This is a genomic window from Paenibacillus sp. 7541 (assembly GCF_002276395.1).
GTDB classification, from domain to species: Bacteria; Bacillota; Bacilli; order Paenibacillales; family Paenibacillaceae; genus Paenibacillus_AQ; species Paenibacillus_AQ campinasensis.
The window spans coordinates 133,280-159,125 of sequence record NZ_NQLZ01000023.1 but is presented as its reverse complement, the minus strand read 5'-3'; the positions used below and the strand labels follow the sequence as shown (position 1 = coordinate 159,125).

The following is a 25,846-nucleotide window of genomic DNA, read 5'->3' as shown; positions in this document are numbered from 1 at the left end:
ATTTGTAAATTCATTGGTTCCGCAGATTTGAATGCCGTCATACTGTCCGCCCTAAATCCAATCGTAAGCGACAATAACGCCGAGAAATGGGCTTGCAAAATAAAAAAACGGACCCGGCCGGATAACTCCAACCAGATCCGTGTTTATAAAGTCAAGGGCAGGCTGTGAAACAACTGCGTGTGGACAGCCTCTGTCCCCTGCATATCAAGCGGCTGACGCCGGTCTTAGTATGCCAGAGTGAACAAACCGTTGATGTGGGACAGGTAGCGCCAGTTGCTCGCTTCCTTCATCAAGGTTGCAGGCAGACCCTTCAGCTGGGTTTTGTTGGCGCCGATCGTACCGATCGCGTCCTTGCGGCCCAGACTTCCAAGCGTACCGGAGAATACCGGCGTGAACTCGGCTTGCGCACCGCCGTTCAGGTAGGCGAACATGTTGTAGCCGATCAGCTCGCCCATCTGCCAAGCCAGCTGAGCTGTTGGCGGGTATGGACGTCCTTCAGGACCCATAACGACTGCGCTGTCACCAGCAACATAGACGTCAGGATGGGAAGTCGATTGCAGGAATTCGTTAACCACGGCGCGTCCGCGGTTCACTTCGATGCCGCAGTTGGCAACAACGGAGTTGCCTTGTACGCCGCCCGTCCATACGAGCGTGCTTGTCTCGATGGTGCTGCCGTCTTTCAGTTCTACTGTCGAACCTTCCATCTTCGTGATCGGAAGACCGGTCAGGAAGTTAACGCCGCGTTTTTGCAGGCTTGTCGTCGCACGGTCAACCAGCTCCGCAGGGAAGCCCGGCAGAATCGAAGGCGCTGCTTCTACACAGTACAGCGTGATTTCTTCCGGATCAATGCCGTACTTGCGAGCAAGCTCGGTTTTCATGTCCGCATACTCGCCGACAAGCTCGACGCCAGTCAGGCCGCCGCCGCCGACAACGATCGTAGCGTCCTTTTTGTTTTTCGTTTTGCTGTATTCCGCAATGCGGCTTTCCACATGCTCGCGAAGACGGTTGGCGTCGCTCACGGATTTCAGGATGAAGCTGTTCTCCTGAAGTCCAGGAATGCCGAAAAATGCTGTCTCACTGCCCAGGGCAACAACCAGCACATCGTAAGTAAATTTACCGCCATCATCCAGAGATACCGAACGCTCGTCAGGTTTGATCTCCTTCACATTGCCGATGCGAAGATCCACATTGGCGTTGCGCAGCAGCTTATCCAATGGAAGAGCAACCGCCTTCTCGGCGATATTGCCTGCAGCCAGACGATGAAGCTCTGTAATAATCTGATGGGTCGGGAAACGGTTGACCAGGGTGATTTTTGCGCCATCGACGCCAAAATGCTCGCGCGCAGAAAGTGCGCTCAGCAGGCCGCCATAGCCACCGCCCAAAATTAAAATATGTTTAGACATGACCATCCTCCGTTCTTCTAGTGGTTAGTGGAATTAACGTTTGCCTTGCTTCTCACGTTCGTTCAATACATCCATGAATGCTTGCGTGAAACGAAGCGCCTTTTGAACCTGCGGGTCCTTCAGCATCTTCATCAAACCGAACAGGCCGATCTGACCTTGGTCGCCTTGCTCATGAATGCGGTCACCTGCTTCAATGGCTGCGGATGCAACATTTTTCACTTTGTCGGTTACAGGTTTGGTAAACCCGGTCAGGGAAGCCATCGTGTCTTCTGCAAGCACAGGGTCAGTCGCAACGGATTTGCCAAAATCATAAGCTTTCGTCATGAATGTCAGCATTTCAGTCAGCTTAGGAAGGTTATCCACAAGGACGGTCAGCGACTCCTGAACCTCCGGCTTCAGCAATTGTTCAAGCACGTCAAGACGGCCCGCCGACGCTCCCTGATTTCCGGCAAGGTTCTCCGGCGTTTCGGACGGTTGCGGGGAAGATGTTTCAGTCATAAAGAATTGCCTCCTTTTCTCTAAGTAGGTTCCCAAGATGAACTTGGCGACGATCGAACCGGTTAGCTATAATTTTCGGTTAACCGGTATCTATTATTCATCCCTTGCCGAAGGGATGCACAGGTGATCTCACTCGCGCCAAAATAAAGCAGGGGGAAGTCTCCCCCTCCTTTACGGAACACACATTCTTTGGGATTGTGATATTTATCTCTAAGTACAGTCTATAACTTGTTCCGTATAATTACAAACACAAATTACAATTTTCGACTAAAAACTTATGCTAAAAAATGGATGTCCCAAACGCGATCACGCGCAGCTCCGTATCCGACGCGGTCAGCGACCTTACCGGATGGCTCGAGAAGGCCAGCGCGTCCCGCAGCGGCACCCACACTGCACCTCCCCGAAGATGAACGCCCGAGGGGACCGGCGGCTCGCCCGGTTTGCTCAACAGGCCGTTTAGCGGGTCTGCCTGCCACGCTGCGCCTCCGAGGCGCACCTGTACCGTTTTGCTATGCTGATTCCAGGCCACTTCCCCTCCGAGCCGCTCCACCAGCGCCCGCAGCGGAACATACAGGCTGCCGTTTACATTATCGTATTCCCCCGGTTCGAACGCGGTTTCCATCCCGCCGAATTCAATCGCCAGCGTTTTGCCCGGTGCGAACAACGCGGCATTGCCCGCAATATGATCCTTAATCCACTGCTGCGATGGCGCAGGACGATCCGGCAGTTTGCCACTGACCCTGAACTGTACCGGGGCGGTCTCCGGTTCAAGCGCCTTGAAGCGATAGCCGTGCTGCTTGTAATACGCAATAATGTGCGGCAGAGCCTGAACCGTCTCTTCATGTCCGATCCCGTCGTGCAGCAGCACGATCGCTTCATTGCCGGCTACGGGCGTCGTTGCCCCTTGGACAATTTCACTTGCCGGCACCCCTCTTCGCCTGGAATCGCCGCTGTCCACATTCCAATCGAACACCCGATAGCCCGCCTGGTGAAGCAAGCGGAAATACATTTCGTCGAAATGACCAGCCGTTCCGCCCGGCGCACGGACAAGCTGCGGCCTTTCGCCCGTAATGAGCCGAATGATTTCCTCCGTCTGCTTGATCTGCTTCCAGAAATCCTGGAAGTTCCCGTATAACTTGTCATAACGGTGATCATACGTATGATTTCCAATCGCGTGGCCTTCATCATAAATGCGGTTTATCACCTCTGGACGCTGCTCCGCATACTGTCCCAACACGAAGAAGGTAGCGGGCACCTCATGCTCCCTCAATATCGCCAGCACCTCATCCGTCAGGTCGGACGGTCCGTCATCAAAAGTCAGGTACACCGTCTTGCCAGATTGTTCCGTCCCGGCCTCAGGCTCCGGTACCGCTGCTGCGGCCTCGACGGACGCCGTTTTCTTCACAAGCTGCTTATATGATAAAGCCGGTGAGGTGTGAGCTGATGAACTGGACGCCTGTACATCCTGATCGGTCGCTCTTGTCACCCGCCCCTCCAATACCGGCGCTTCGCCGGACATTGTCGATTCAGATTCTGCGTTCATGCCAGCCATCACTCCTCTCCATCCTTCCGGCCCTGCCATCAACAATAACGCCAACATGCTAAAAAAGATAAGCGCTGCGCACGCATGACCCGCTCTTCTCATCACAAAACTCTACCTCCACCGTTTCTATGAGTTCGGCTTTCTGGTAGATTATATGGAGATGCTTCTAAAAAAAGACTAGGCGCTGATGATGTTTTACGAAAATATCCGGGTCAGCTGCCAGCGAACCCGGCACACGCTTGCCGCTAGGGAAGGCACAGCCAAAGGCATAAACAAAGGCATAGACAAAAGGCCCGCCCTGCATGCAGGCATGCGGACGGACCTTATCATCATATAGCTATGACATCACGGCATCCAATACGGACTGCACATGACCCTTCACCTTAACTTTGCGCCATTCCCGAACGAGCACACCCTCTTCGTCAATCAGGAAGGTGGATCGGACGATGCCCATGTACTGGCGGCCAAACATCGATTTCTGCTGCCAGACGCCAAACATTTCGCTTACCTTGTGCTCCTCATCAGCAAGCAGTGTATAGGGTAAACTATGCTTGTCGATGAATTTGGCATGGGACGTGAGCGGATCGGGACTGATTCCAAGCACGACGGCACCGGCTTCCTTCAATGCCGAATAATGATCGCGGAAGTCGCAAGCCTCCTGCGTACATGTCGGGGTCATATCTTTCGGATAAAAAAACAGCACGACCTTCCGTCCGCGAAAATCGCTCAAGGAAACATGGTTTCCGCCTGAGGACGGTAGGGTGAAATCCGGAACCGTGCTGCCGGTCGTAATGGGTGATGATGGTTCCATGGATAGCTTCAACTCCCTGCTACACGGGCGTTTATGCCCGCAAAATTGATTGTATTGCCAAAAAAAATTATAATAGAGTGAATGTCGAATATTCAAATCTTCTATCGAAATTATTCATCAGCGTTATCCGAAAGGAAAGAACCCAATGACTAAAAAAACGAAGAAAACCTTAATATGGAGCGTGAGCATCTTTTTTGCAGCAATCCTCGGGTATGGCACTTATTACGGAGTCTCCTTTTACGATGGATTGCAAAGTCTCCAAAAGGAAGGCGAAGCTTCCCCTTTCAAGGATCTTGAAAAGGTGGATGCGAAAGTTCCCGGCCCGCCGGAATGGGAGGGCACCGAGCCTGTCAACATTCTGATGATGGGCGTTGACGCCCGAGGCTTTGAGGAAGGCGAGATTCCTCGCTCGGACAGCATGATGGTTGCCTCCATTGATCCTGTCAACAAGAACATGTATCTGTTCTCTATTCTGCGCGATACATACACCGATATACCAGGACATGGAAAAAATCGGATCAACACCGCCATTACCCACGGCCCGAATACGGCGATGAAAGCGGTCAGCGATCTGCTAGGCATTCCGATCCAGTATTATGTGTATACGGACTTCCAGGGCTTCATCAAGCTGGTTGACTCCGTTGGCGGCGTCGACTTCTATGTGGAGAAGGACATGTCCTATTCCAGTATTGCCGATAAGAACGAATATGACATCGACCTGAAGGAAGGCATGCAGCATCTCGATGGCGATGCAGCGCTCCAGTACGTTCGCTTTCGCTATGACAAGATGGGTGACTACACCCGGACCGAGCGGCAGCGCGAGTTAATCAAGGCGGTAGCCAAGAAAATGCAAACCACCACTTCCATCATGAAGCTGCCTGATATTCTGAAATCGGTCAGCCCATACATCGATACCAACATGGATGTTGAGGACATGTGGAAGCTTGCCAACGTCGCATACAAGAGCAATATGAGCGGCAGCGAACAGGTTCCTCCGATGAAGCTGCTGCGAGAGGAAACGATTGGCGGCGCGGCCGTATTGACCGTTCCGAACGAGGATAACCTGAAAGCGTACATCCAGGAAGTGATGAATCCGCAGGCTGAAGAAGAACCGGCCGAGGGGGACTCTTCAACAGACGATGGTCAAGACTCCTCTGGAGACAGTCCGGACTCCAAATCCAATTCAGCTTCGCTATCCGCCGGAGCAGATAACTAACTTGATTCCATACAACAGTCAGGACAGGCCGCGTTCAAGCAGCCTGTCCTGCTTCATTGAAGAAAGGATGTTTAAAATTTATGACAAAATCCAAACCACGTTCAGAAGCTTTGTATCAGGAAGCCCTTCAGCATATCGTCGGCGGGGTCAACAGTCCCTCCCGCTCGTTCAAGGCAGTAGGAGGAGGCGCTCCCGTATTCATGAAACGGGCGAGCGGCGCCTATTTCTGGGATGAAGACGGAAACCGTTACATCGATTATCTCGCGGCATACGGACCGATTATTACCGGTCATGCCCATCCGCATATTGCCAAGGCCATCAGCACGGCCGCCCAGAACGGCACGCTGTATGGAACCCCGACCGAGCTTGAGATTACACTGGCCAAAATGCTGAAAGCCGCTATTCCGTCTATGGACAAGGTCCGCTTCGTCAATTCCGGAACCGAAGCGGTCATGACGACGATCCGCGTCGCTCGCGCTTATACTAAGCGGAATAAAATCGTCAAGTTCGCCGGCTGCTACCACGGCCACTCCGATCTCGTGCTCGTTGCCGCCGGCTCCGGCCCGTCCACGCTTGGCATTCCGGACAGCGCCGGCATTCCGGGCAGCATCGCCCAGGAGGTCATTACCGTGCCGTTTAATGACCTGGACGGTCTGCGCGCTGCCCTGGAGCGCTGGGGCGATGACGTTGCCGCCGTGATGGTCGAGCCGATCGTGGGCAACTTCGGCATGGTGATGCCGAAGCCGGGATTCCTGGAGGGCCTGTGCCAAATGGCGCATGACAACGGCTCCCTCGTCATCTATGACGAGGTGATCAGCGCCTTCCGCTTCCACTATGGCTCTGCCCAGACGTATCCCGGCCTTGAGAACCACGAGGCTATTCAACCGGACTTGACCGCGCTTGGCAAAATTATCGGCGGCGGTCTTCCAATCGGAGCCTACGGCGGCCGCAAGCATATTATGGAGCAGGTCGCCCCGCTCGGCCCTGCATATCAGGCCGGCACGATGGCAGGCAATCCCGCTTCCATCGCAGCGGGGATCGCCTGCCTTGAAGTTCTGCAGGGCGAAGGCGTATACGAAGAGATGGAGCGGCTGACGATCAAGCTGACCGAAGGGCTGCAAGCATCAGCCGAACGCTGGGATGTCCCGCTGACCATCAACCGCATCCGCGGCTCCTTCTCCACTCATTTCTGCGATCATCCGGTTACGAATTATGACGAAGCGCAGGATACCGATGGGGAAGCGTTCGCTGCCTTCTTCCGCCATATGCTGGATCGCGGCATCAATCTCGCGCCGTCCAAGTATGAAGCCTGGTTCTTAACGACCGCCCATACCGAAGCGGATATTGAGACAACCATTAAGGCCGCGGAGGAATCCTTTAAGGCCATGAAGAATGAATAACATGAACGATTCCATAACGACCATCACAAGTTCACTTAAAGCAAGTTTCTGAGGGATTTCTGAACGAAAGGAGATGCCGTTGAATGAAAAAGCTGCTCGATAAATTATAACGCTCGTGCCTCTCGGCCTGGCTGCCCTCCCATGCTCTATGTCCATCCGGAGGATCGACCGCAATTCGAGCATGCCATTGCCAGGGATTTCTCCGGTCCCGTCCGGTTACGGGAGGCCTGCAGCCTGCTCGCATACGGGCCCCTCCTGGCACCTATTCGCTTCATGCCGCTTACGTCCAAACCGATAATGGAGGGATTTCGCCATGATGAGAAGTGAAGAACAGATGATGGAACTGGTGCTGGAGGTTGCAAGACGGGATGAACGGGTGCGTGCGGTGACACTCGAAGGCTCGCGGACGAACCCGAACGTGCCGAGGGATATTTTTCAGGATTACGATATCAGCTACCATGTCACCGAGATGGACAGCTTTCTGAAGGATCCCGGCTGGGTCGATGTGTTCGGCGAGCGGGTGATCATGCAGAATCCTGAGGATATGGCTATGTTTCCTCCCGAGCTTGGAAACCGGTTCTCGTATCTGATGCTGTTTACAGATGGCAACCGGATTGACATGACCCTGATTCCGATTGAAGAGAAAGAAGCCTATTGCCAGGAAGACAAGCTGCTCAAGGTTCTGCTCGACAAGGACGGCACCTTTCCTGTTATCTCCCCGCCGACAGATGTGGATTATTGGGTCAAGCGCCCCTCGGCGGCCTACTATGCCGATTGCTGCAATGAGTTTTGGTGGGTATCCACCTATGTGGCCAAAGGGCTGTGGAGACAGGAAATCTTGTACGCCCAGGAGCATCTCAACAACTATGTCCGGGCGATGCTCATGAAAATGCTGGAATGGGAGGTCGGCACCCGGACCGACTTCTCGCTCAGTGTCGGCAAATGCAGCAAATATATAAAGAACCATTTGCCGGAAGACAGGTGGCAGCTGCTTATGGATACCTATGCCGGGGGATCATACGAAGCGGTGTGGAATGCACTATTCGCAAGCGGACGTCTATTCCGTCTAACAGCCAAGGATGTGGCAGCCCGTCTCGACTATACGTATCCACTCGAAGAGGATCAGCGGGTGACGGACTATCTGGAGCGCGTCCGACAGCTTCCGAAGGGAGCAACGCAGTTTAGATAACAAGAGCGGCCGCTCGCACAGACAGAGATTCTGTCGGTGCGGGGCCGCTTTTTTTCATACGGGGCGGAACATGACAATCCATTACTTACTGAAGTGAATTACAGATTAATAAAGGCGGTTCGCAGTTTGGCGACATATTGAACGTCAAGGCCGAGCCCTGTTGCAATCGCCGCTAGCGGAACATAGGTTTTGTCTTCTTTACCTACCTTGTGCAGAAACGCCGGGGCTTCAATCGGAACGTCCGCACCGTTCACCTTGATCGTGTTAGCGCCGATCTTGACCACAACCGTCTGATCTCCGTACGTGATGGTCGCGCTGGAGGTTTTGTTGTCCCACTTCGTCGCGGCTCCAATCGCGTTCACGATATCCTGGATAGCCACATAATTTCGATTGCTCCGCATAATCGGCTGGTACGGTGTGATCAAGTCCTCGCCTTTGACCACAATCCGCATCGGCTGCCCGGATTCCGGGACCGGTGACAGCTTGTAGCTTCCCCATATCGTTCGGGCGAATGCCTTGGCAATCGTTTCATACCCGTACTGGTTCGGATGAATGTCCTTTTTCAGAATATGGGTCATCGTCAGCTCGGAGCCGACGAACTCCTGTGCCACATGCGCCACCTTGATCTTAACGCCCCGCTCGCCGAATTCCGCAGCCAGCTCGTCAATCATGCGGGTGAACTCCCGCGTAGCTTCAACAAGCTGAACATAGGTCGCTTCGCCGGCAATTTTCGGAACCGGATTATACTGGTCGGCCAGTACGATAAGCGCATCCGGGTTGAGGGCATGAAGCTGGGTAAGCACAGCGGTTACGTTCTCTCTGTACAGCCGGAACATCTCCTGCAGGCGCGCTGTCAGCTCTGCCTCGCTAAGATCGCTGGCGGTATGAACAAGCTCGATCAGGTCATTGCCGCCAATCGTTACGGTGATCAGATCCGCTTGGACCAATACCGGCTTCAGCTGGGCTGCCCCTGCGCCAATCTGCTGAGCGCGTGGATCAATCTGGGCCAGTCCAGGCTGAATCTCTTCCGCCCGAATAGTGCGGCCTTCGGATATCGCCCGGACGTAGTTTCTCAGTCCGCCGGTTTTCAATCCGCCGATGCCCAAGTTGACGACCTCGGTCCGTCCATGGTAGAGCGCCTGCTCGTGCACTCGCTCCACGAAGCCGTAAGGTCTGCTGCCTGGCTGCATGCCGGGCTCATAACCTACGGTCAGCGAATCGCCAAGCGCGACGATCCGGTATGTATGCTGCTGTGCCAGCTGCGTATTCGCGGATACCGATGCCGCCCCGGGACCGAGCCAGGTTGCTGCGAGCAGCATTGCGCCTGCGGCGACAGCAACGCATTTTTTCCAAACTTTTCGCATATCCTCACTCCCATAACGATAAAATCTATGAACATCCTTATTTTACCACTCCCATTGATAGAAAGTACATTGCCAGCTTGATCGCTTTTGTCTGTAAAAGCATAAAAAAATGGACAGCCCCTTGCTCGCTGCCCATTCCTGAATAAAACCGATAACTTCACTAACCATCAAACATTGTCTTTGTCATCCTTCGGCTTCGCTTGATCCTTATGGCCCGCCTGCTTCATGTACTTGTCATACCGACCGTCCACTTCCTTGGCCATGCTGCGGAATTTAAGCGTTTCTTCCACAATCGGATCAAGCTGGGTTTGAATCCGGATTTCATATTTCGGGGAGACGAGACGACGCTGCTCCTTTTCCCGGTCCTTGTCCTGCATCTCGCCTTCCGTCAACATCTCACTAAGCTGGCGCTCCAAATCTTGTTCCGATGAATCATGCATCGTGTACAAACCCTCCTTTTGCCTTAGTGTTCCGGCTGGATGGCGACATTATCCGCTGTTGATCCCGGTTTTGGCCTCTATTTCCGGCTTCAGCTCCCGGTGCTTGCTTCCTTCATCACATCCAGGATCGCATTGTGAATGCGCCCATTGGTTGCGACGACATTGCGCACGGATAGCTCGTACGGACGGCCATTCAGATCAGTTACCGTGCCGCCGGATTCCTGAATGAGCAAGGAGCCTGCCGCAATATCCCATGCATTCAGGCCGACCTCCCAGAATCCGCTCAGACGCCCTGCAGCGACATAGGCCATATGAAGGGCTGCCGATCCTCCGGCTCTGACATTGCGAACCTTCGGCACCAGCGCCTGAAGCGCGGCCATATTTTGCGGCAGGAGCGTTGACGTTTCCACCGGAAAGCCTGTGGCAATCAAGCTGCTTGACAGCTTCTCTTCCTTCGATACCTCGGTCGGATTGCCATGAACATAAGCGCCCTTGCCCTTCTCCGCCACGAACAGCTCATCCCGGGAAGGATCATAGATGACACCGACGATCACTTCACCCCGATGCACAAGCGCAATGGATACGGAGAAGAACGGAAAGCCGTGCACGAAATTCGTCGTTCCGTCCACCGGGTCAATGATCCATAAATACTCTTCCTGACGGGCGGCCTCCAGCGCTTGGGCCGAAGCCTCCGGCCCCGGCTCTACCCCTTCCTCTCCCAGGATCGCATGATCAGGGAAATGGGTCAGGATCAGTTTACGGATCATCTGCTCTGCGCCCTTATCGACCTCTGTCACCAAATCTTGAGCGGATGTCTTGGTGCTGAGCTGCGCAACCGTGCCAAGTCTGCTTTTGATCCACTCGCCCGCCTTCGCGGCGCAATTGATCGCCACAGCCGTGTAACTCTTGCTGCTGACTACATAAGGTACTTTATCCTTCTCGTTCAAATGGCTCACTCTACTTTCTATATCAATCTATGATATTACATCGTATTCACTTCATCCCCCGTAGGTAAGGGCTACATTCTATTCGGATACAAAATGGTAGATAGACCGTCAGGCCTTTACACAAACGTACCTTAATTTCCATAATTTTGCAACCCATAGTTTTACTTGACTAGACCTAATCCAGCGCTCACGGTTCAATCCGAACCGAAGCCCCATTTACGATTTCAACGCCCTCTTCGCGATAGCCTGCCAGATCCTCCATCAGCTTAAACAGCGCTCCGTCCTTCCTCTTGGCCTCTATCATGACATCCAGCCTGGAGGTTGTTCCGGCGATGCTCCGAAGGAAGCCCAGAAGCGGTGCCACCTCCACCTCATCCGCATGACTGCGGGGATCTGACGGACTTTTGGGACTGGACACGTGAATCTTGGGCGGAAGCGGGTGGTCAGGCTGTGAGCCAGCCTGAGCAAGCGGGGTGGTCCATGTCTGCACAATGTGCGGCCACAGATCCGCCGGCGACTCCCCATCATGATTTACCCATTGGTGATGAAGGTCCAACACCATCGGCAATCCGGTTGCTTCACATACCGCCAGCGTCTCCTTGGCCGTGAAGGTTTTATCATCATTTTCGAGCGTCAGGCGCTCCTTGATCTCCTGGTCAAGTTCGTGAAAATGCTCCACAAATCTCGCCGCAGCGGAAGGCTTGTCTCCATATGCTCCACCGATATGTATATTATTCTTCATGTTGGCGTCCAGCCCCATCGCCTTCAGCATGCGCACATGCTGCTTCAGGTCGCGGATCGAACTTCGCAACACTTCGGGTCTAGGCGTGCTGAGCACCGTGAAATGATCCGGATGAAAGGACACCCGCATCTTCTGTCGCTTAACGTAGCTGCCTATCTCCAAGAATCCTGCCGACAGGGCCGGGAACGGATCCCAATCCTGCATGTCCTGATGTGTCGCCAGTGGAATCAGCTTGGAGGAAAAGCGGTAGACCTTGATGTCATGGGCCTCGTTATGCTTGAGCAGACGGAGCGTATTGTGGAGGTTCTCATTCGCGATCCGTTCAAGCTTTCGCAGGCCTGCCTCCCTGTCCTCAAGCTTTGAGAAACTTTTCATGGTCATCGTCCTGGAAGGCGATGCATTCTCAATAACGGTTGACATAGCCACATAGCCGAAGCGGACAATCACGCATGGTCTCCGAAGAACATTTCATGGGCGAGCGCGGTCTGCATCTTGGACTCTTCTTCCGTCAGCCTGCGCACAAGCTGCAGCTCCACTGACGTCACTTCCTGTCCCTGAAAATTAATCTCGGCAACACATGCCGTAATCCGCACGATCGCCACCGCAACATTGTCCGGAGAGTAAGCGATCACTTTCTGTCCGGTTGGAAACACCCGAAGGCCCTGCTTCAGCATCTTCCCCCGTCCATACTCCAACAGCTCGTACAGCTCCTGCTCATTCTTGAACTTGCAAACGGAATTGAACTCGGTTTGAAATCCCATGTGCCAGCTTCCTTTCGTTATAAATTTATATTCAAGGGGAGCCGCTGCAATAGACGGACTCCCCCCGGCGTTATCTATATTGTTATTCCTTGTACACCATGATAAACCTTCTTCGGCTTGACTGCACATGTACAAATTCCATAGATTGCGGAACAAACCAGCTGGACTTCGGATCGCTCCTGGATCCAGATTTCTTCACTTATCGCCTTGGCGGTGGAACTTGAGGGGGACATAGGCGAGCGCCTTGCTTCTTCAGCCCCTCTTCGCCTTCGCTTCCGGCCGTTATGCTGTCCAGCACGGATGAATGGGCTTTATTCAACTTCTATTAGAATTGATTCTCATATACCAGGGACTGCTTGCTGTTGTAGCGCTCAAGGCCAAGCTCAATCATTCGGTCGAGCAGCTCTCGGTAGGAGACACCTGTCTCTCTCCACAGCAGCGGGTACATACTGAACGGTGTAAAGCCAGGCATCGTATTGACTTCATTGATCATAATCGCGCCGTCCGAGCGACGGATGAAGAAATCGGCGCGGGTAATGCCGCTGCCTTCAATCGCCTTGAATGCCTGGATCGCCAGCTCGCGCAGCCGATCGGCCGTATCCGGGTCAATGCTCGCCGGAATCTGCATCTGCGATTGTCCGTCGGTGTACTTGGCAGCATAGTCATAGTATTCGCTGGAAGAGACGATTTCACCCGGCACGGATGCCATCGGCTCATCATTACCAAGCACGCTGACCTCCACTTCACGGGCATCCACAAATTGCTCGACGATAATCTTGTTATCGAATTTCAGCGCCGTTTCGATCGCGCTGGTCAGCTGCTCCCGGTCTTTCGCCTTGGATATGCCGACGCTCGAACCCAGATTCGCCGGCTTGACAAAGCAGGGGTACCCCAGCTTATCCTCAATGCTCTGAAGCACATCATGCTGGCTGCGATTCCACTGGGTGCGATTGAAATAGTCGTAATCGCATTGCGGCAGTCCGGCGATCTCGAACAGCTTTTTCATCACTACTTTGTCCATGCCTGCTGCCGATGCCAGCACGCCGGTTCCGACATAAGGAATGTCCGCCATTTCGAACAGTCCTTGAATCGTGCCGTCCTCGCCAAACGTTCCGTGCAAAAGCGGGAACATGATGTCGACCTTCGGCTGCTCGCTGCCATAGAGCCGGCTGAATACGGCATTCAGCGCCGCCTCAGTTCCTTCCCCTTGCGAAAGCTTCAGCTCTTCCTGCTCCGAGAAAGGAGCGGACATGACTGCACCTACCTTCCACGTTCCCTGCTTCGTAATATAAAAAGGGAGGATCTCGTACTTCTCATAATCAAACGCGTTCATCACGGCAAATGCCGTCGAGAGCGAAACCTCGTGCTCCCCCGATTTCCCGCCGTATACCAAACCAACCGTCAATTTGTTCTGTCCCATGTCAACCTCTCTCTTGTCCGTAATGCAGCTTGTTCATGCTGTCTCCCATGCGTAAACGGCTTTCATCCTTTTACAGCGGAGCTAATGATCTATCCTTAAAATTCATCAGGGATATGGTAAAAACGATACTGTGTCCGATCGTTCCATGCATAGGAATCCCGGTAATCCCAGTAGCGGTGCCGGCTGCTGACCGTATGTGCGTTCACCAGAGGCATCCCCTCTGCATCGAACGCGGTCACGATGGTGCTGTGCTGATAAGCCCCGTCTCCGTTCCAGTCATACAGAATTACATCGCCAAGCATGAGCTGCTCGGGCCGCTCCACGAGCTCGCCCCGAAGCCCGGATGCACTGGTGCCTAAATAAATGGCCAGGCTGTTGGATACCGCCCAGCTATAGCTCCACCACTCGCGCTTATTGATATAGCCTTTATACCACCAACCCGTTTCTCTTTTACCAGTATAGTGGATTGGGGCTTTGCCTGCAAAGAGGCATTGCGAGACATAATTCGTGCAATTCACATCGAATACGGCAAACTCCGGGTTGCCGGAATCCCACCAGCGGTCCGCATAAGCAGCCGCGGCTTCGCGGTCATATCGCCCCGATCTGGGATGACTGCCTCCGGCATATACGCGGTTATTCAGCAACGGAATTGAAGGGAGCGGTTCCCCGCCGCTAGCCTCTGTCTTGGCCTCCAGATTCCACGCGGGATGGCGTTCGTCCGACAAGCGCTCGATACCGACGATAAGCCAGGAATCCCCGTCCCGCACAAGCGTAAGCCGCTCCAACTGAATGGTGTCCTCCCGGTGGGTCACCCCTCTTTTATCATAATAAAACAGGCTGTGAAGCCTTACGTCCACGGTAACGCTATCCTCGGTTTCATGCACGACGCGCTGCAGCTTCGCCCGAGTCTCGCTCTTCAGCGGCAATACGCCCCTTTCCTCAAACCACGCCGCCAGACGAGACTGGCGCTCCCCGCGTTCCATTAAATAATCCAGGTCTGTGACGATCTGCTCTTTCAGCCCTGAGGAGTAATCAATCCGGTTCTGATTATACTGATTGACATAGGTATATAATGCGTTTTTCCACGGCTGTTCCGCTTCCGTTACGCTGCTCATTGCCATTCCCTCCTTCAACATCAGCCCTATTCCCTATCACAACTATATGAAGTAATCCGCTCTGCTATGAACCTCCTTCCGAATAGGCTTCACTACCGCTTCCTTTCCTCTATCTTCCCCGCGTCCCCGAAGCCTTGAAATACGCCCTGAATCAGGCAGTATGTCTACAAAATCGGGCTTCTCGATCTCTCAAAAAAAACTTTACGTACAGGGGTGAAAACGTTATACTTAAAGTATGTTGAATTTTGAAATTGAGTTTCATCTGGTGGAACTACAGCCAGATTGACAGCACACAAGGAGGATCATGTATGCCAGTAAAGGATCAGTTCTCTATCTCCCGTAATCTTACGGTAGGGGGCAAGGAATACCGCTATTTCAGCCTGCAGGCCCTCGAAGAGCAAGGACTTGGCCAAATCTCCAAGCTGCCTTTCTCTATCCGGGTACTGCTTGAAGCAGCTGTCCGCCAATTTGACGGACGGGCAATTACCGAAGATCATGTCAAACTGCTGACCAAATGGAATGAAGGTCTAGGCAGCAATAAGGAAATCCCATTCATTCCAGCTCGTATCGTTCTCCAGGACTTCACCGGCGTACCGGTCGTTGTTGACCTGGCGGCTATGCGTGACACCGTTAAGAAAGCCGGCGGAGATCCGAAGCAGATCAACCCGCTCGTTCCGGTTGACCTTGTCATCGACCACTCCGTCATGGTTGACGCGTTCGGTACCGATCAGGCACTGGAATACAATATGAAGGTTGAATTTGAGCGTAACGAAGAGCGCTATCGCTTCCTGCGCTGGGCTCAAACCGCATTCAACAACTTCCGTGCGGTGCCGCCGGGAACAGGGATCGTTCACCAGGTTAACCTGGAGTATCTCGCATCGGTTGCCGCCACGAAGACCGTTGACGGCGAAACGCTGGTCTTCCCTGACTCCCTCGTAGGTACGGACTCCCATACGACCATGATCAACGGTCTGGGCGTTGTCGGCTGGGGCGTTGGCGGTATCGAGGCTGAAGCCGGCATGCTCGGTCAGCCGCTCTATTTTGTAACCCCTGAGGTTATCGGCTTCAAACTGACAGGCAGCCTTGCGGAAGGCGCAACGGCAACTGACCTTGCCCTGACTGTAACGGAACTGCTCCGCAAAAAGGGCGTTGTCGGCAAATTCGTGGAGTTCTACGGCCCTGGCCTTGCGAACATCAGCCTGGCTGACCGTGCAACGGTTGCTAACATGGCTCCGGAATACGGCGCTACGATCGGCTTCTTCCCTGTCGATGACGAGACGTTGGCTTACCTTCGCAACACCGGCCGTACCGATGAGCAGGTAGCGCTCGTTGAGAATTATTACAAAGCGCAGAACATGTTCCGCACAGCGGATACGCCGGATCCGGAGTTTACCGATGTGATCGAGCTGGATCTGGCTTCGGTTGTACCAAGCTTGGCTGGTCCGAAGCGTCCTCAGGACCGCATCGAGCTGACCCAAATGAAAGAGAACTTCAACAACATCATCCGCACCCCGATCGAGAAGGGCGGCTATGGTCTGAGCGATGAGAAAATCGAGCAGAAGGTTGAAGTTACCCATAAAGACGGAAGCAAGAGCACTATGGGTACAGGCGCCGTAGTTATCGCGGCAATTACAAGCTGCACGAACACTTCAAACCCTAGCGTTATGCTCGGTGCCGGTCTCCTTGCGAAAAAAGCGGTGGAGCGCGGCCTGACGAAGCCAGGTTACGTGAAGAGCAGCTTGACTCCGGGTTCCCTCGTCGTTACCGACTACCTGGAGAAAGCCGGATTGCTCCAGTACCTTGAAGCACTCGGTTTCTATGTAGCTGGTTATGGCTGCGCAACATGTATCGGTAACTCCGGTCCGCTTCCGGACGAAGTAAGCGAAGCGATCGCTGACAACGACATGACGGTAGCTGCCGTGCTGTCCGGTAACCGGAACTTCGAAGGCCGCGTGCATGCACAGGTGAAGGCGAACTATCTGGCTTCTCCTCCGCTCGTAGTTGCTTACGCACTGGCAGGTACGGTCAATATCGACCTCCAGAACGATCCGATCGGCTACGATCCGAACAACCAGCCTGTATATCTGAAGGATATCTGGCCTACAAGCGCGGAAATTCGCGAAGCGATCGGACTGTCCGTCAGCGCAGACGCATTCCGCAAGAAGTACGAAAATGTATTTACTGCCAACGAGCGCTGGAACCAGATCCCTGTTCCGGAAGGCGAACTGTATGAGTGGGACGACAAGTCCACTTACATTCAGAACCCGCCGTTCTTCGAAGGACTGGGCAACGGGCTGTCTGACATTCAGGACATCAAGCAGGCTCGCGTACTCGCCCTTCTCGGCGATTCCGTAACGACCGACCACATTTCGCCAGCAGGCAACATTGCGGTGAACAGCCCGGCAGGCAAATACTTGACCGAGCACGGTGTGGAACGCAAGGACTTCAACTCCTACGGCTCCCGCCGCGGTAACCATGAGGTCATGATGCGCGGTACATTCGCGAACATCCGGATCCGCAACCAGGTTGCGCCTGGAACCGAGGGTGGTGTGACAACATACCTGCCTACCGAGGAAGTGATGTCGATCTATGATGCTTCGATGAACTACCAGGCTGGCGGACAGAACCTGATCGTTATCGCCGGTAAAGAGTACGGTACCGGAAGCTCCCGTGACTGGGCTGCCAAAGGAACCTTCCTCCTCGGCGTCAAGGCGGTTCTGGCTGAAAGCTTCGAACGGATTCACCGTTCCAACCTCGTCGGCATGGGCGTGCTTCCGCTCCAGTTCCAGGACGGCCAGAGCTGGAAGAGCCTTGGGCTGACCGGACGTGAAACCTTTGATATCGAAGGGCTGAGCAATGACGTCAAGCCAGGGCAAGAGCTGAAGGTGGTCGCTACCCGCGAGGACGGCACGAAGTTCGAATTCCCTGTAACCGCTCGTCTTGACAGCATGGTTGATGTGGATTACTACCATAACGGCGGCATCCTGCAAACGGTGCTCCGTCAAATGATCGCTTCGAACCAATAAGCAGGTCATTCGTACTCCTAACATCCAAACACAGGCTCTAGGCATATATCCCCAGCATCCATGACCGGATGCCGGGGATTTTGTTTATTCCGTAATGCGATCTTCCTGAATTTCAGACAAGGGGTTTCGCTGCGGGCCATGCGGGTTATATCCTTGTAAAGGCCGTTTATATCCCTGGCGGCTATGGGAGGACTACCGCTATGATCAAAATCCATCATCTTATGCCTTATCACTATCAATATCCTAGACCGTACTATATATCCGCAAGCAAAAAGGCCAATGACGCTAAACCGACCTTTCAGGAAATACTGAATCAGAAAATGAAGGAATCGCAGGCAAAGCGCAAGCCATAATACACGTTAAGGAATGCCCGATCATAAATCGGGCATTCCTTTTTTATAGTTTCATCTATATATTTTTTGTTCCATCTGTTATACTATAAATATAACAGTTAGAACTATACCACGAACGGGACGGTGAGCATCTTGTGATTATTGAGCTGGATCTCCAGTCGGACACTCCGATCTACACCCAATTGATGAACCAGATTATCGAAGGCATAGCCAGCGGCCGTCTCCAGCCGGGCGAGCCGCTCCCCTCTGTTCGCAGCCTGGCCGCTGATATCGGCATTAACCTGCACACGGTGAATAAAGCATACACGCTGTTGAAACAGGAGGGCTTCATTCAGATTCACCGGCAAAAAGGCGTTGTCGTTCAGCCTGACGCACTGCCTGGCATGACTAGCGATTACGCACATCGGCGCGATGCCCAGCTGCGGCCGATTATCGCGGAAGCGATCTGCCGCGGCATGAATGAGCAGCAGCTGCTGGCCGTCGTCCATGACCTATACAGCCACATTACAACCAATGAAAGGAAGGATGCCCCATGAATTTCGCAGCCGCTTTAGTATTGACTTGTCTACTTGTTCCCATAGCGCTAACGCTGGCTTTTATGCCTCTATTCACCAGGGAAACCATCAGCTTCGGCGTCTCTGTCAGTGAGGAGATGAACCGCAGCGAGCCGCTGAACCGTCTGCGCAGAAGGTTCATCCGGATCAGCTGCATCGGCTACGCGCTGATATTCGCAGCTTCCCTGACCGGCATGATACGCCTGGACATGAACGGGCAAGGATGGCTCCTGACTGTCTGCATTACTGCCATGCTTGTATTTCATACGTTCCTGTACCTGCGCTTTCACTTCATGGCCAAAACGATCAAGGAGACGCTCCCTCAGTCCTCCCCGCAGCGTCAGATCGTCGCGGTAGATACCAGCTTCCGCAATACGAAGCTGGTGCTGAGCAACCTGTGGTTTCTCATCCACGCCGCCATCGCCGGGATTAGCGCCGTCTGGACGCTGACATATTACGACCGGATCCCGGATACGCTGGCGATGAAATTCGATTTTGCCGGCAATGTCACGCAGACAGCCGCCAAGTCTTACCTGAATGTGTTCCTTCCGAACATTCTGCAGGTCATTATGATCTTGGTATTCCTGATGATCAACTGGTCTATCGGGAACAGCAAGCAGCAGCTTGACCCGAATCGCCCGGAGCAGTCCAAAGCGCGAAACACCATCTTCCGCAGAAGATGGTCCCTGTTCAGCATCATGTCCGGCCTGTTGATTGTGCTGCTCTTCTCCTGTATTCAGGTGAACATGGCGCTTCAGCTGGATCCGAATCTGCTCACGGTTGTCAGCCTGATCATCCCTGTCGTCATTGTCGTTGCCGCGTTAGGGCTGACGATCACAACCGGCCAAGGCGGAAGCCGGATCGGAAGAACGCCGGATGCTTCGCCTTCGACATATCATCCGAATGACGATAGACACTGGAAGCTCGGTCTCTTCTACTTCAACCGCCAGGACCCTTCCCTGTTCGTGGAGAAAAGAATGGGCGTCGGCTGGACGATCAATCACGCCCATCCGCTGGGCTGGCTGATCCTTCTGGCCCCGATTGTCCTGATTGTGCTAGTGACGCTGTTAGCCAGATAAAACGATACTCAAAGCCCTCACCAAGCCCCGGGGCGGTACAAGCACCTAAAGGCCAGCCAGAAGTATCTGGCCGGCCCAATAATACGAAGGGCCTCAGCTTCCACTGTAGCATGGAAGACTGAGGCCCTATTCATTATTCATGTTCTAAATCATCATTCCCATCTCATGCGCTGCTTCTTTCAAGATCGGGGCATATTCGCGCAGCTTCTCCGCCGACAGCCGGGTCACCGGCCCGGACATAGACAGCGCGGCAGCCACCTTCCCGTTCCGATCAAAGATCGGCACCGCAACAGCCGCTGCACCCGGCTCGCGCTCCTCCATGCTGATGGCATAGCCATCCTGAATGATATCCACCAGCTGCTTCCGATACGCGTCCCGATCTACCGATTCAGGCCAATCCGGGGCGTTTAACAGCTCCTCCTGATCCGCCGGCGCAGCAAAGGCGACCAGCACCTTGCTCGAAGCCCCAACGGAAAGCGGCAGCCTGGCCCCGACCTGGGCGACCCGGCGAATGGCCTGGTTGCTCTGCACTGCCTGAATACGTATCCGCTCTGCGCCATCCCTTAAATATAGGCTGACCGTCTCTCCGAGCCGGTCGCGCAGCGATTCCATGGCAGGCAGCAGCCTCGCTGCCGGATCGTCGCTCTGTGACATATGCACAGACAACTCCCATATTTTCAAGCCAAGGCGGTACTTCTCCGTCTCGCTGTTGCGAACGACAAATCCTTTATCCTCCAGCGTAGCCATCAGCCGGTGTACCGTGCTTTTATGAAGTCCGATCAACGATGCAATCTCTGTTAGCGCCAGCTCCTTGCTCTTCGTGAAACACAGCAATATATCCAATGCCCGTTCAACGGCACGCACAGTCAATTTGCGGTCCTCCATACCGACCTGCTCCTCTCGCGTTTCATTACATGAAACCTGGTTACAAGAATTATATGAAAAAATGGCCCAGAAGTAAACCGCATTCATAGACATTACAGTTGTCTAACAATCTATGGATATCGATTGACTTTCATTACTGCCCGGCATACGATGATACAAACAGCCTTTTTTCATGTTAAGGAATTTATATATGGTAAGGAGGGGCCAGACATGAGCATGATTACTGGTAGAAACGCCCCACTCTCCCAAACGAACAATCCAACCGAGCTGTCACCCAGCCTGGTTCGATTCAAGCATATCGCACTCGCTCTTGTTCTTTCGGTCGTCTTTTTCCTTATCTTCTGCTTTATTGCGCTCCATGCCTATATCGCCTGGGTGTTGTCTAACCCGACGGTCGCTCCGCTTTATTCCAATCCGAAGCTAGCCAAGGATATGAATTATGAGAACATCACCTTTCATTCCATCGATGGGAAGCGCGAATTGGACGGCTGGTATATCCCTGCCAAGGATTCCACAAGAACGATTGTGCTGAGCCACGGCTATGGGGCCAACCGGGAAGAGACCTGGGTTCCGATGTACGATATTGCCCATTACGCCCACAACATGAATTTTAACGTCCTCATGTTTGATTACGGATTTGCCTCCCAGACCAGCCGCGCAGCGGCGACAGGCGGCAAGGAAGAGCGCAGGCAGCTTCTGGGCGCGATCGAGCAAGCGAAGCAGCGCGGTGCTAAGCAGATTGTCGTATGGGGCTTCTCGATGGGGGCCGGAACCGCGCTTCAGGCAGGCCTTGACACCAAGGATGTGGACGCCATGATTCTGGACAGCACATTCCTGCTTGAGCCGGACACACTGTACCATAATATCCAAAATCACATTAATCTGCCGAGACATCCATCACTTGAAATATTGGAGCTGCTGTTCCCGGTGCTGAACGGCACCAGTCTCGACCAGATTCCATATAGCGAAGTGAGACGCCATGATTATCCGTTCCCGATCCTGTTCATCCACGGCACGCTCGACGACAAAGCCCCTTATCCGATCGCCGAGAAAATAGCCGCTAATCAGACGCACGAGGATTCGGATGTGTGGATCGTTGAGGATGCTCATCACGAGCTTATCTACCGGGCGCACACGCGCGAATATTTACGACGTGTATCCACCTTTCTCGGCAAACTGCCGGTTCCAGAAGGCTCTTAATGAAGATTTCCCTTCCCCCGCTGTCCTGCAATTCGGACAGCGGGGTTATTTATTTATTCTTGTCTCATAGTACAAGCCTGCCTGCGAATACAGTATGTAATAGTGAGGACAGGAACAGGAGGGAAGGAATTATGTTATTGATATACGGCACCCTGCTCCCGGCACGCATCCTGGAGGAAATCCGCTTCTGGAAGCAGCAGGAGATGGAGCATACCGAGTTTATTCAGACGGTTGTGCCAACACTGGAGCAACCTTACGTCAGGCTGTTCAATGAATGGCATGTCGTATTTGCAGAGACGGAGAGAGCGGCCGACGCACTGCTTCGTCAGATCCTGGAGCACGGCGCTTCGGTCCCGGCTCATCTGATCAGCCAGGTGGAGCAGCTGCTCAGAGTATCCTTTGACCAATCCCAGCACTTCATCCGCCAGCTGCATGACTTGAGAAATGCCAGCCCGGCTGTACGACAAGCGCCGCTCGCAGACAAGGTGCTGCTGCACATTATTCGCGAATCCGAGTATTTCCTGCGCGTGCTCGAGCCCTTGAATGCTCCTGGAGCGCTTGAACGATGGATGGCGAGCGCCAAGTCGGAGCAGACGCTCCACCCGCCTCGGGCCGAAATCCAAGTTCCCCAGGCTGCCCAGGACGCCGCGCCGCATCCATCGGACACCCTAGAGGCGGGGATCACCTCTGCCCCTGAGGGGACGGGCAGCAACGCCCCGGCTGCGGCGATATCGGCAGCCACGGAGCCCGCCAAGGCAGCTGCCACGGCGGATGCCCGGGCCGAGGGGGAAGCCGAGGCCGAGGCCCGGGCCGCCTCGGATCATGCGCCCGGCGGTAACGGTCCTGGCTCGGTCTATGGCCCGGCGGGCAGCAAGCCTGTTCCGATAGGCGGGCACAAGCTGCCGCCGCTTCCGTACCCGTACAATGCGCTGGAGCCCCATATTGATGAGGCTACCATGCGCCTGCATCATGATGCCCATCACCAAAGCTATGTAGACGGGCTCAACAACGCGGAGAACAAACTTGAGGAAGCGCGCAAAACCGGCAACTTCGAGCTGGTGAAGCACTGGGAACGCGAGCTGGCATTCCATGGAGCCGGTCATTATCTGCACACGATCTTCTGGAGCATTATGAACCCGAAAGGCGGAGGTGCGCCGACAGGGGAACTCGCTCAGCAGATCAATCAAGACTTCGGAAGCTTCGAGCGTTTCAAGAAGCACTTCACCGAAGCCGCCGACAAAGTCGAAGGCTCCGGCTGGGCCATCCTCGTCTGGAGCCCGCGCAGCCATCGCCTGGAAATTCTTCAGGCCGAGAAGCATCAGAATTTATCCCAGTGGGATGTCGTCCCGCTCCTCGCGCTGGATGTATGGGAGCATGCCTATTATCTGAAATATCAGAACAAGCGCGCCGACTATATTCGGAACTGGTGGAATGTCGTGTACTGGCCTGAGGTGGCCGAGCGCTTCCGCCACGCCCGTACTCTGAAGTGGCCGCCATTCTGATAAGGAAATGCCAGTTGTCTTGCATAACCGATGCTTCAAACTTCGCATAACGGGGTATTAAGCAGAGTACAGCCTGCCCTTCTCGCTTGCGGTAAGCGTGGGGCGGGCTTCCTTCTCCTCATGAACTATGCCGAGGCTCGTCTCTCCGAGAAGCCGCAACATCCAGGTCCAGGGACACAATCCAATCTTAGGCCTAATTCACCAAATTTCTGGTTAATTCTCCCGTTGAATGGACCTGAATACTGGATTATGATACCGGTAAGCCAATCGATGAATATCAAGGGGATGATAGGGTTATGCCGAGCCGCACTCGCTTCGGATTCCGGATGCTGCTTGCGATAGGGATGTTATTTACGATCGTATTAGGAGGTTGCCAAAGCATGAACGCCCATGAATCCCCGAATAATGGGGGCCAGGTAACACCTGCAACAGAGGAGGAAGCCTTGCTTGAACAAGCCAAGGAAACGGTGATTAAGCACTTCCGGGAGGAGTACGGCCTCGAGGTCCAGATTACCGGTGCCAAGAAGGTCCCTTCCTATGTTGCCGATGAAATTGATGTTGAAGGCTATGTACAAGGGCATGAGGACCAGACCTTCAACCTGTCCGTCAATTTCAACACACAGGAGACCAAGAATTTTGTCATGAGCCCGCAATTGAAAGAAGCGCTTGAGGCTCAAGGCTCGAAATAATGTATTCATTCGGAGGACCGCAAGATGGTAGATGATGAAACATATCAGAAGTTATCCAGACTCGCGTACAAGGATCTGAAGGAAGGTGAACAGATCGGGGATCTTCCAGGCTGGGAAGTTCTCGAGGATACGAAAAGCTATCGGGTATCCGGCTTCGATGCCGTCACCTTCGTCAACCGCAACTCCGGTGAAGCGGTCATCGCTTACCGCGGCACCGAGGGCAGCGAGGGGCTGAGCGCATCCGTTCCCGATTACATCACCGATGCCGGCATCGGCATCAACGAGATCAAGCGAAAAACCGAGGTCAAGCGCCCGTTTGATGAACATCTAACGAAGATCGAGGATACGGTTGGCCTTACCACGGTCAAGGACTGGTTCGGCGAACAATCGCGCAAGTGGGACAAGACCACTGATTTTATTGGCAAAAACCAGCTGTACCAGGCTGAGGATTATGCCAAGGACATGCAGAAGAAATACAAAAATTTCGATTTCTCGATGACCGGACACTCGCTGGGAGGCGCGAACGCGCAGTACGCAGCAGCCTATACCGGCATACCGGCCGTCACCTTCAGTGCTCCCTCCGTCATCGGAAGCTTGTCTCCCGAATACCGAAGAAGAGCCGAGAACGGCGAATTTAACGACCTGATCGTGAACTATGCCCACCCGGGCGACATTATCGCCAGCGGAGCGTTCGGTGGGTATGAGGGGCATGTCGGCTCCACCTACTACATAGATTCCAGTTATAGAGAAGCTAACGACGGCTTGAGCATCAAGGACAAAATCGCCAATACCCTCGGCGGACCGAACTATCATCAGCTGGACCGCTACCAGTTCGAGAACGGGTACATCTCCAACCCGCTGTACGATGGAGCAACCGATAAACGGGTTGACTTCTCAAGAGCGCCATGGGCGAGCGGCTCCCCTGCCTTGAGCCTGTTTGGCCAAGCGATGCCTTGGTCTTTAACCGGCGGTCTGGCAGGCCTCTCAGCCGGGACGATTCAGGTGACGCCAGCTGAGCTAAGAAATGTGGCCGAACGGTGGAGAGCCCACGCCCAGCACAGTCACAACGAGCTGCAGGGCATTCGCCAGCGTCTTGCCCGATACTTGAACTCCAGCCACAGCCGGCGGCTGCAGCCGATCGTACAGCAGCTGGATGCCTCGATTGTGTCGATGAGCCAGTGGCATTTGCAGCACACGACCGATATCGTGAACTACATCAGTTATAAAGCCGATCTGTTCGAGCGAACCGATCGCAGCAGCTAACAACCTTCAACTAACCCCTGGGGAGGGATTATATGAACCGGGAAATATTACTCGAGCTGGACGATTTGCTGCAGGCCGAGCGCGAGCTGACCGGGCTTTTGGCAGCGATACAGGCCGATGAGCGGGAGGCGCGCATGCTGTACGCCCGTCTGCAGGATTGGAAAGGACAATCGGCCCTGCTGCTGCGCGATGAGATCGAGGTGTTCTTCACCGAAATCGCTCGCCGCATCCAGGACATTGAACAGCAAAAAAGAGTGCTGGTGCAGTACGTGCAGGAGATGAAGCGTGTGGATGGCGCCTCTTGAAGCAGGCCCCACCCAGGGCACCGCTGCGGATGCCTCTGCGTCTTCCGTGTCAAAACATATACTGGGGATTCGCTCCCTGACATTCTAGCTTTCGCATCCTGCTGCACACACCAAAAAGGGCTTTGCCATCACAGGCAAAGC

24 protein-coding genes are annotated in these 25,846 nt (G+C 54.0%); 12 read left to right on the top strand and 12 right to left on the bottom strand.

What is annotated here, in order from left to right; genetic code table 11:
* Positions 1 to 224: 224 nt before the first annotated feature.
* From CHH75_RS15210 to bcp, 4 genes are all read right to left on the bottom strand, one after another.
* Positions 225 to 1,403, bottom strand: a complete 1,179-nt coding sequence (locus CHH75_RS15210; protein ID WP_095266058.1) for an NAD(P)/FAD-dependent oxidoreductase — start codon at positions 1,401 to 1,403, stop codon at positions 225 to 227.
* A 33-nt stretch (positions 1,404 to 1,436) separates the two neighbouring features.
* The gene (locus tag CHH75_RS15205) at positions 1,437 to 1,901 is read right to left on the bottom strand and encodes a DUF1641 domain-containing protein (RefSeq protein ID WP_095266034.1); all 465 of its coding nucleotides are present in this window, start codon (positions 1,899 to 1,901) and stop codon (positions 1,437 to 1,439) included.
* A 280-nt stretch (positions 1,902 to 2,181) separates the two neighbouring features.
* Positions 2,182 to 3,444 carry a polysaccharide deacetylase family protein gene (locus CHH75_RS15200; protein ID WP_255223041.1) on the bottom strand — a complete coding sequence of 421 codons (1,263 nt, stop codon included), beginning with the start codon at positions 3,442 to 3,444 and terminating at the stop codon, positions 2,182 to 2,184.
* A 337-nt stretch (positions 3,445 to 3,781) separates the two neighbouring features.
* The gene (gene bcp, locus CHH75_RS15195) at positions 3,782 to 4,255 is read right to left on the bottom strand and encodes a thioredoxin-dependent thiol peroxidase (protein WP_095398587.1); all 474 of its coding nucleotides are present in this window, start codon (positions 4,253 to 4,255) and stop codon (positions 3,782 to 3,784) included.
* A 145-nt stretch (positions 4,256 to 4,400) separates the two neighbouring features.
* Between bcp and CHH75_RS15190 the strand changes: the two genes are divergently transcribed.
* From CHH75_RS15190 to CHH75_RS15180, 3 genes are all read left to right on the top strand, one after another.
* Entirely contained in the window at positions 4,401 to 5,471 is a 1,071-nt protein-coding gene (locus CHH75_RS15190) for an LCP family protein (RefSeq protein WP_095398586.1), read from the top strand.
* Positions 5,472 to 5,551: 80 nt separating this feature from the next.
* Positions 5,552 to 6,871, top strand: coding sequence for a glutamate-1-semialdehyde 2,1-aminomutase (locus tag CHH75_RS15185; RefSeq protein ID WP_095398585.1), 1,320 nt, complete (start codon positions 5,552 to 5,554; stop codon positions 6,869 to 6,871).
* Between the two features lie 316 nt (positions 6,872 to 7,187).
* The gene (locus CHH75_RS15180) at positions 7,188 to 8,060 is read left to right on the top strand and encodes an aminoglycoside 6-adenylyltransferase (RefSeq protein WP_095398595.1); all 873 of its coding nucleotides are present in this window, start codon (positions 7,188 to 7,190) and stop codon (positions 8,058 to 8,060) included.
* Positions 8,061 to 8,158: 98 nt separating this feature from the next.
* Here the strand turns inward: CHH75_RS15180 and CHH75_RS15175 are convergent, their stop codons facing one another.
* The 7 genes from CHH75_RS15175 to CHH75_RS15145 all read right to left on the bottom strand — a co-directional run bounded on the left by CHH75_RS15175 (position 8,159) and on the right by CHH75_RS15145 (position 14,849).
* Positions 8,159 to 9,424 carry an SGNH/GDSL hydrolase family protein gene (locus CHH75_RS15175; RefSeq protein ID WP_095266030.1) on the bottom strand — a complete coding sequence of 422 codons (1,266 nt, stop codon included), beginning with the start codon at positions 9,422 to 9,424 and terminating at the stop codon, positions 8,159 to 8,161.
* A gap of 167 nt (positions 9,425 to 9,591) precedes the next feature.
* Positions 9,592 to 9,864 (bottom strand): hypothetical protein, encoded by a 273-nt coding sequence (locus CHH75_RS15170; protein ID WP_095266029.1) that lies wholly within the window; start codon positions 9,862 to 9,864, stop codon positions 9,592 to 9,594.
* Positions 9,865 to 9,953: 89 nt separating this feature from the next.
* Positions 9,954 to 10,811 carry an inositol monophosphatase family protein gene (locus CHH75_RS15165; protein ID WP_095266028.1) on the bottom strand — a complete coding sequence of 286 codons (858 nt, stop codon included), beginning with the start codon at positions 10,809 to 10,811 and terminating at the stop codon, positions 9,954 to 9,956.
* A gap of 187 nt (positions 10,812 to 10,998) precedes the next feature.
* Positions 10,999 to 12,000: a UV DNA damage repair endonuclease UvsE gene (gene uvsE, locus CHH75_RS15160; protein ID WP_095398584.1), complete on the bottom strand. Its 1,002-nt coding sequence runs from the start codon at positions 11,998 to 12,000 to the stop codon at positions 10,999 to 11,001.
* The gene (locus tag CHH75_RS15155) at positions 11,997 to 12,314 is read right to left on the bottom strand and encodes a hypothetical protein (RefSeq protein WP_095266026.1); all 318 of its coding nucleotides are present in this window, start codon (positions 12,312 to 12,314) and stop codon (positions 11,997 to 11,999) included. The genes uvsE and CHH75_RS15155 overlap by 4 nt, the downstream gene beginning before the upstream one ends.
* Before the next feature lie 325 nt (positions 12,315 to 12,639).
* Entirely contained in the window at positions 12,640 to 13,734 is a 1,095-nt protein-coding gene (locus tag CHH75_RS15150) for a D-alanine--D-alanine ligase (protein WP_095398583.1), read from the bottom strand.
* Between the two features lie 95 nt (positions 13,735 to 13,829).
* On the bottom strand, positions 13,830 to 14,849 hold the full coding sequence (locus CHH75_RS15145; protein ID WP_095266024.1) for an amidase domain-containing protein: 1,020 nt from the start codon (positions 14,847 to 14,849) through the stop codon (positions 13,830 to 13,832).
* Positions 14,850 to 15,157: 308 nt separating this feature from the next.
* Here CHH75_RS15145 and acnA point away from each other — a divergent pair, with 308 nt between their 5' ends.
* From acnA to CHH75_RS15130, 4 genes are all read left to right on the top strand, one after another.
* Entirely contained in the window at positions 15,158 to 17,875 is a 2,718-nt protein-coding gene (gene acnA / locus CHH75_RS15140) for an aconitate hydratase AcnA (RefSeq protein WP_095398582.1), read from the top strand.
* A 200-nt stretch (positions 17,876 to 18,075) separates the two neighbouring features.
* Positions 18,076 to 18,228, top strand: coding sequence for a hypothetical protein (locus CHH75_RS24900; protein WP_176475578.1), 153 nt, complete (start codon positions 18,076 to 18,078; stop codon positions 18,226 to 18,228).
* A gap of 134 nt (positions 18,229 to 18,362) precedes the next feature.
* The gene (locus CHH75_RS15135; protein ID WP_095398581.1) at positions 18,363 to 18,764 is read left to right on the top strand and encodes a GntR family transcriptional regulator; all 402 of its coding nucleotides are present in this window, start codon (positions 18,363 to 18,365) and stop codon (positions 18,762 to 18,764) included.
* Positions 18,761 to 19,861 (top strand): DUF1648 domain-containing protein, encoded by a 1,101-nt coding sequence (locus tag CHH75_RS15130; protein WP_095398580.1) that lies wholly within the window; start codon positions 18,761 to 18,763, stop codon positions 19,859 to 19,861. Before CHH75_RS15135 ends, CHH75_RS15130 begins: the two co-directional genes overlap by 4 nt.
* Positions 19,862 to 20,005: 144 nt before the next feature.
* Here CHH75_RS15130 and CHH75_RS15125 read toward each other — a convergent pair whose 3' ends face one another.
* On the bottom strand, positions 20,006 to 20,746 hold the full coding sequence (locus CHH75_RS15125) for an IclR family transcriptional regulator (protein WP_095266020.1): 741 nt from the start codon (positions 20,744 to 20,746) through the stop codon (positions 20,006 to 20,008).
* 210 nt (positions 20,747 to 20,956) lie between these two features.
* On the opposite strand from CHH75_RS15125, the gene CHH75_RS15120 reads away from it, so the two are divergent.
* The 5 genes from CHH75_RS15120 (at position 20,957) to CHH75_RS15100 (ending at position 25,705) form a co-directional block, all read left to right on the top strand.
* Positions 20,957 to 21,946 carry an alpha/beta hydrolase gene (locus tag CHH75_RS15120; RefSeq protein ID WP_095266019.1) on the top strand — a complete coding sequence of 330 codons (990 nt, stop codon included), beginning with the start codon at positions 20,957 to 20,959 and terminating at the stop codon, positions 21,944 to 21,946.
* 131 nt (positions 21,947 to 22,077) lie between these two features.
* On the top strand, positions 22,078 to 23,448 hold the full coding sequence (locus CHH75_RS15115; protein ID WP_095398579.1) for a Fe-Mn family superoxide dismutase: 1,371 nt from the start codon (positions 22,078 to 22,080) through the stop codon (positions 23,446 to 23,448).
* A gap of 380 nt (positions 23,449 to 23,828) precedes the next feature.
* Positions 23,829 to 24,137, top strand: coding sequence for a hypothetical protein (locus CHH75_RS15110; RefSeq protein ID WP_095266017.1), 309 nt, complete (start codon positions 23,829 to 23,831; stop codon positions 24,135 to 24,137).
* A 24-nt stretch (positions 24,138 to 24,161) separates the two neighbouring features.
* A complete protein-coding gene (locus CHH75_RS15105) occupies positions 24,162 to 25,400 on the top strand; it encodes a Tle-like phospholipase domain-containing protein (RefSeq protein WP_095398578.1) in 1,239 nt (412 codons plus the stop codon).
* Between the two features lie 32 nt (positions 25,401 to 25,432).
* Entirely contained in the window at positions 25,433 to 25,705 is a 273-nt protein-coding gene (locus CHH75_RS15100) for a hypothetical protein (protein WP_095398577.1), read from the top strand.
* The last annotated feature ends 141 nt before the right edge of the window (positions 25,706 to 25,846 follow it).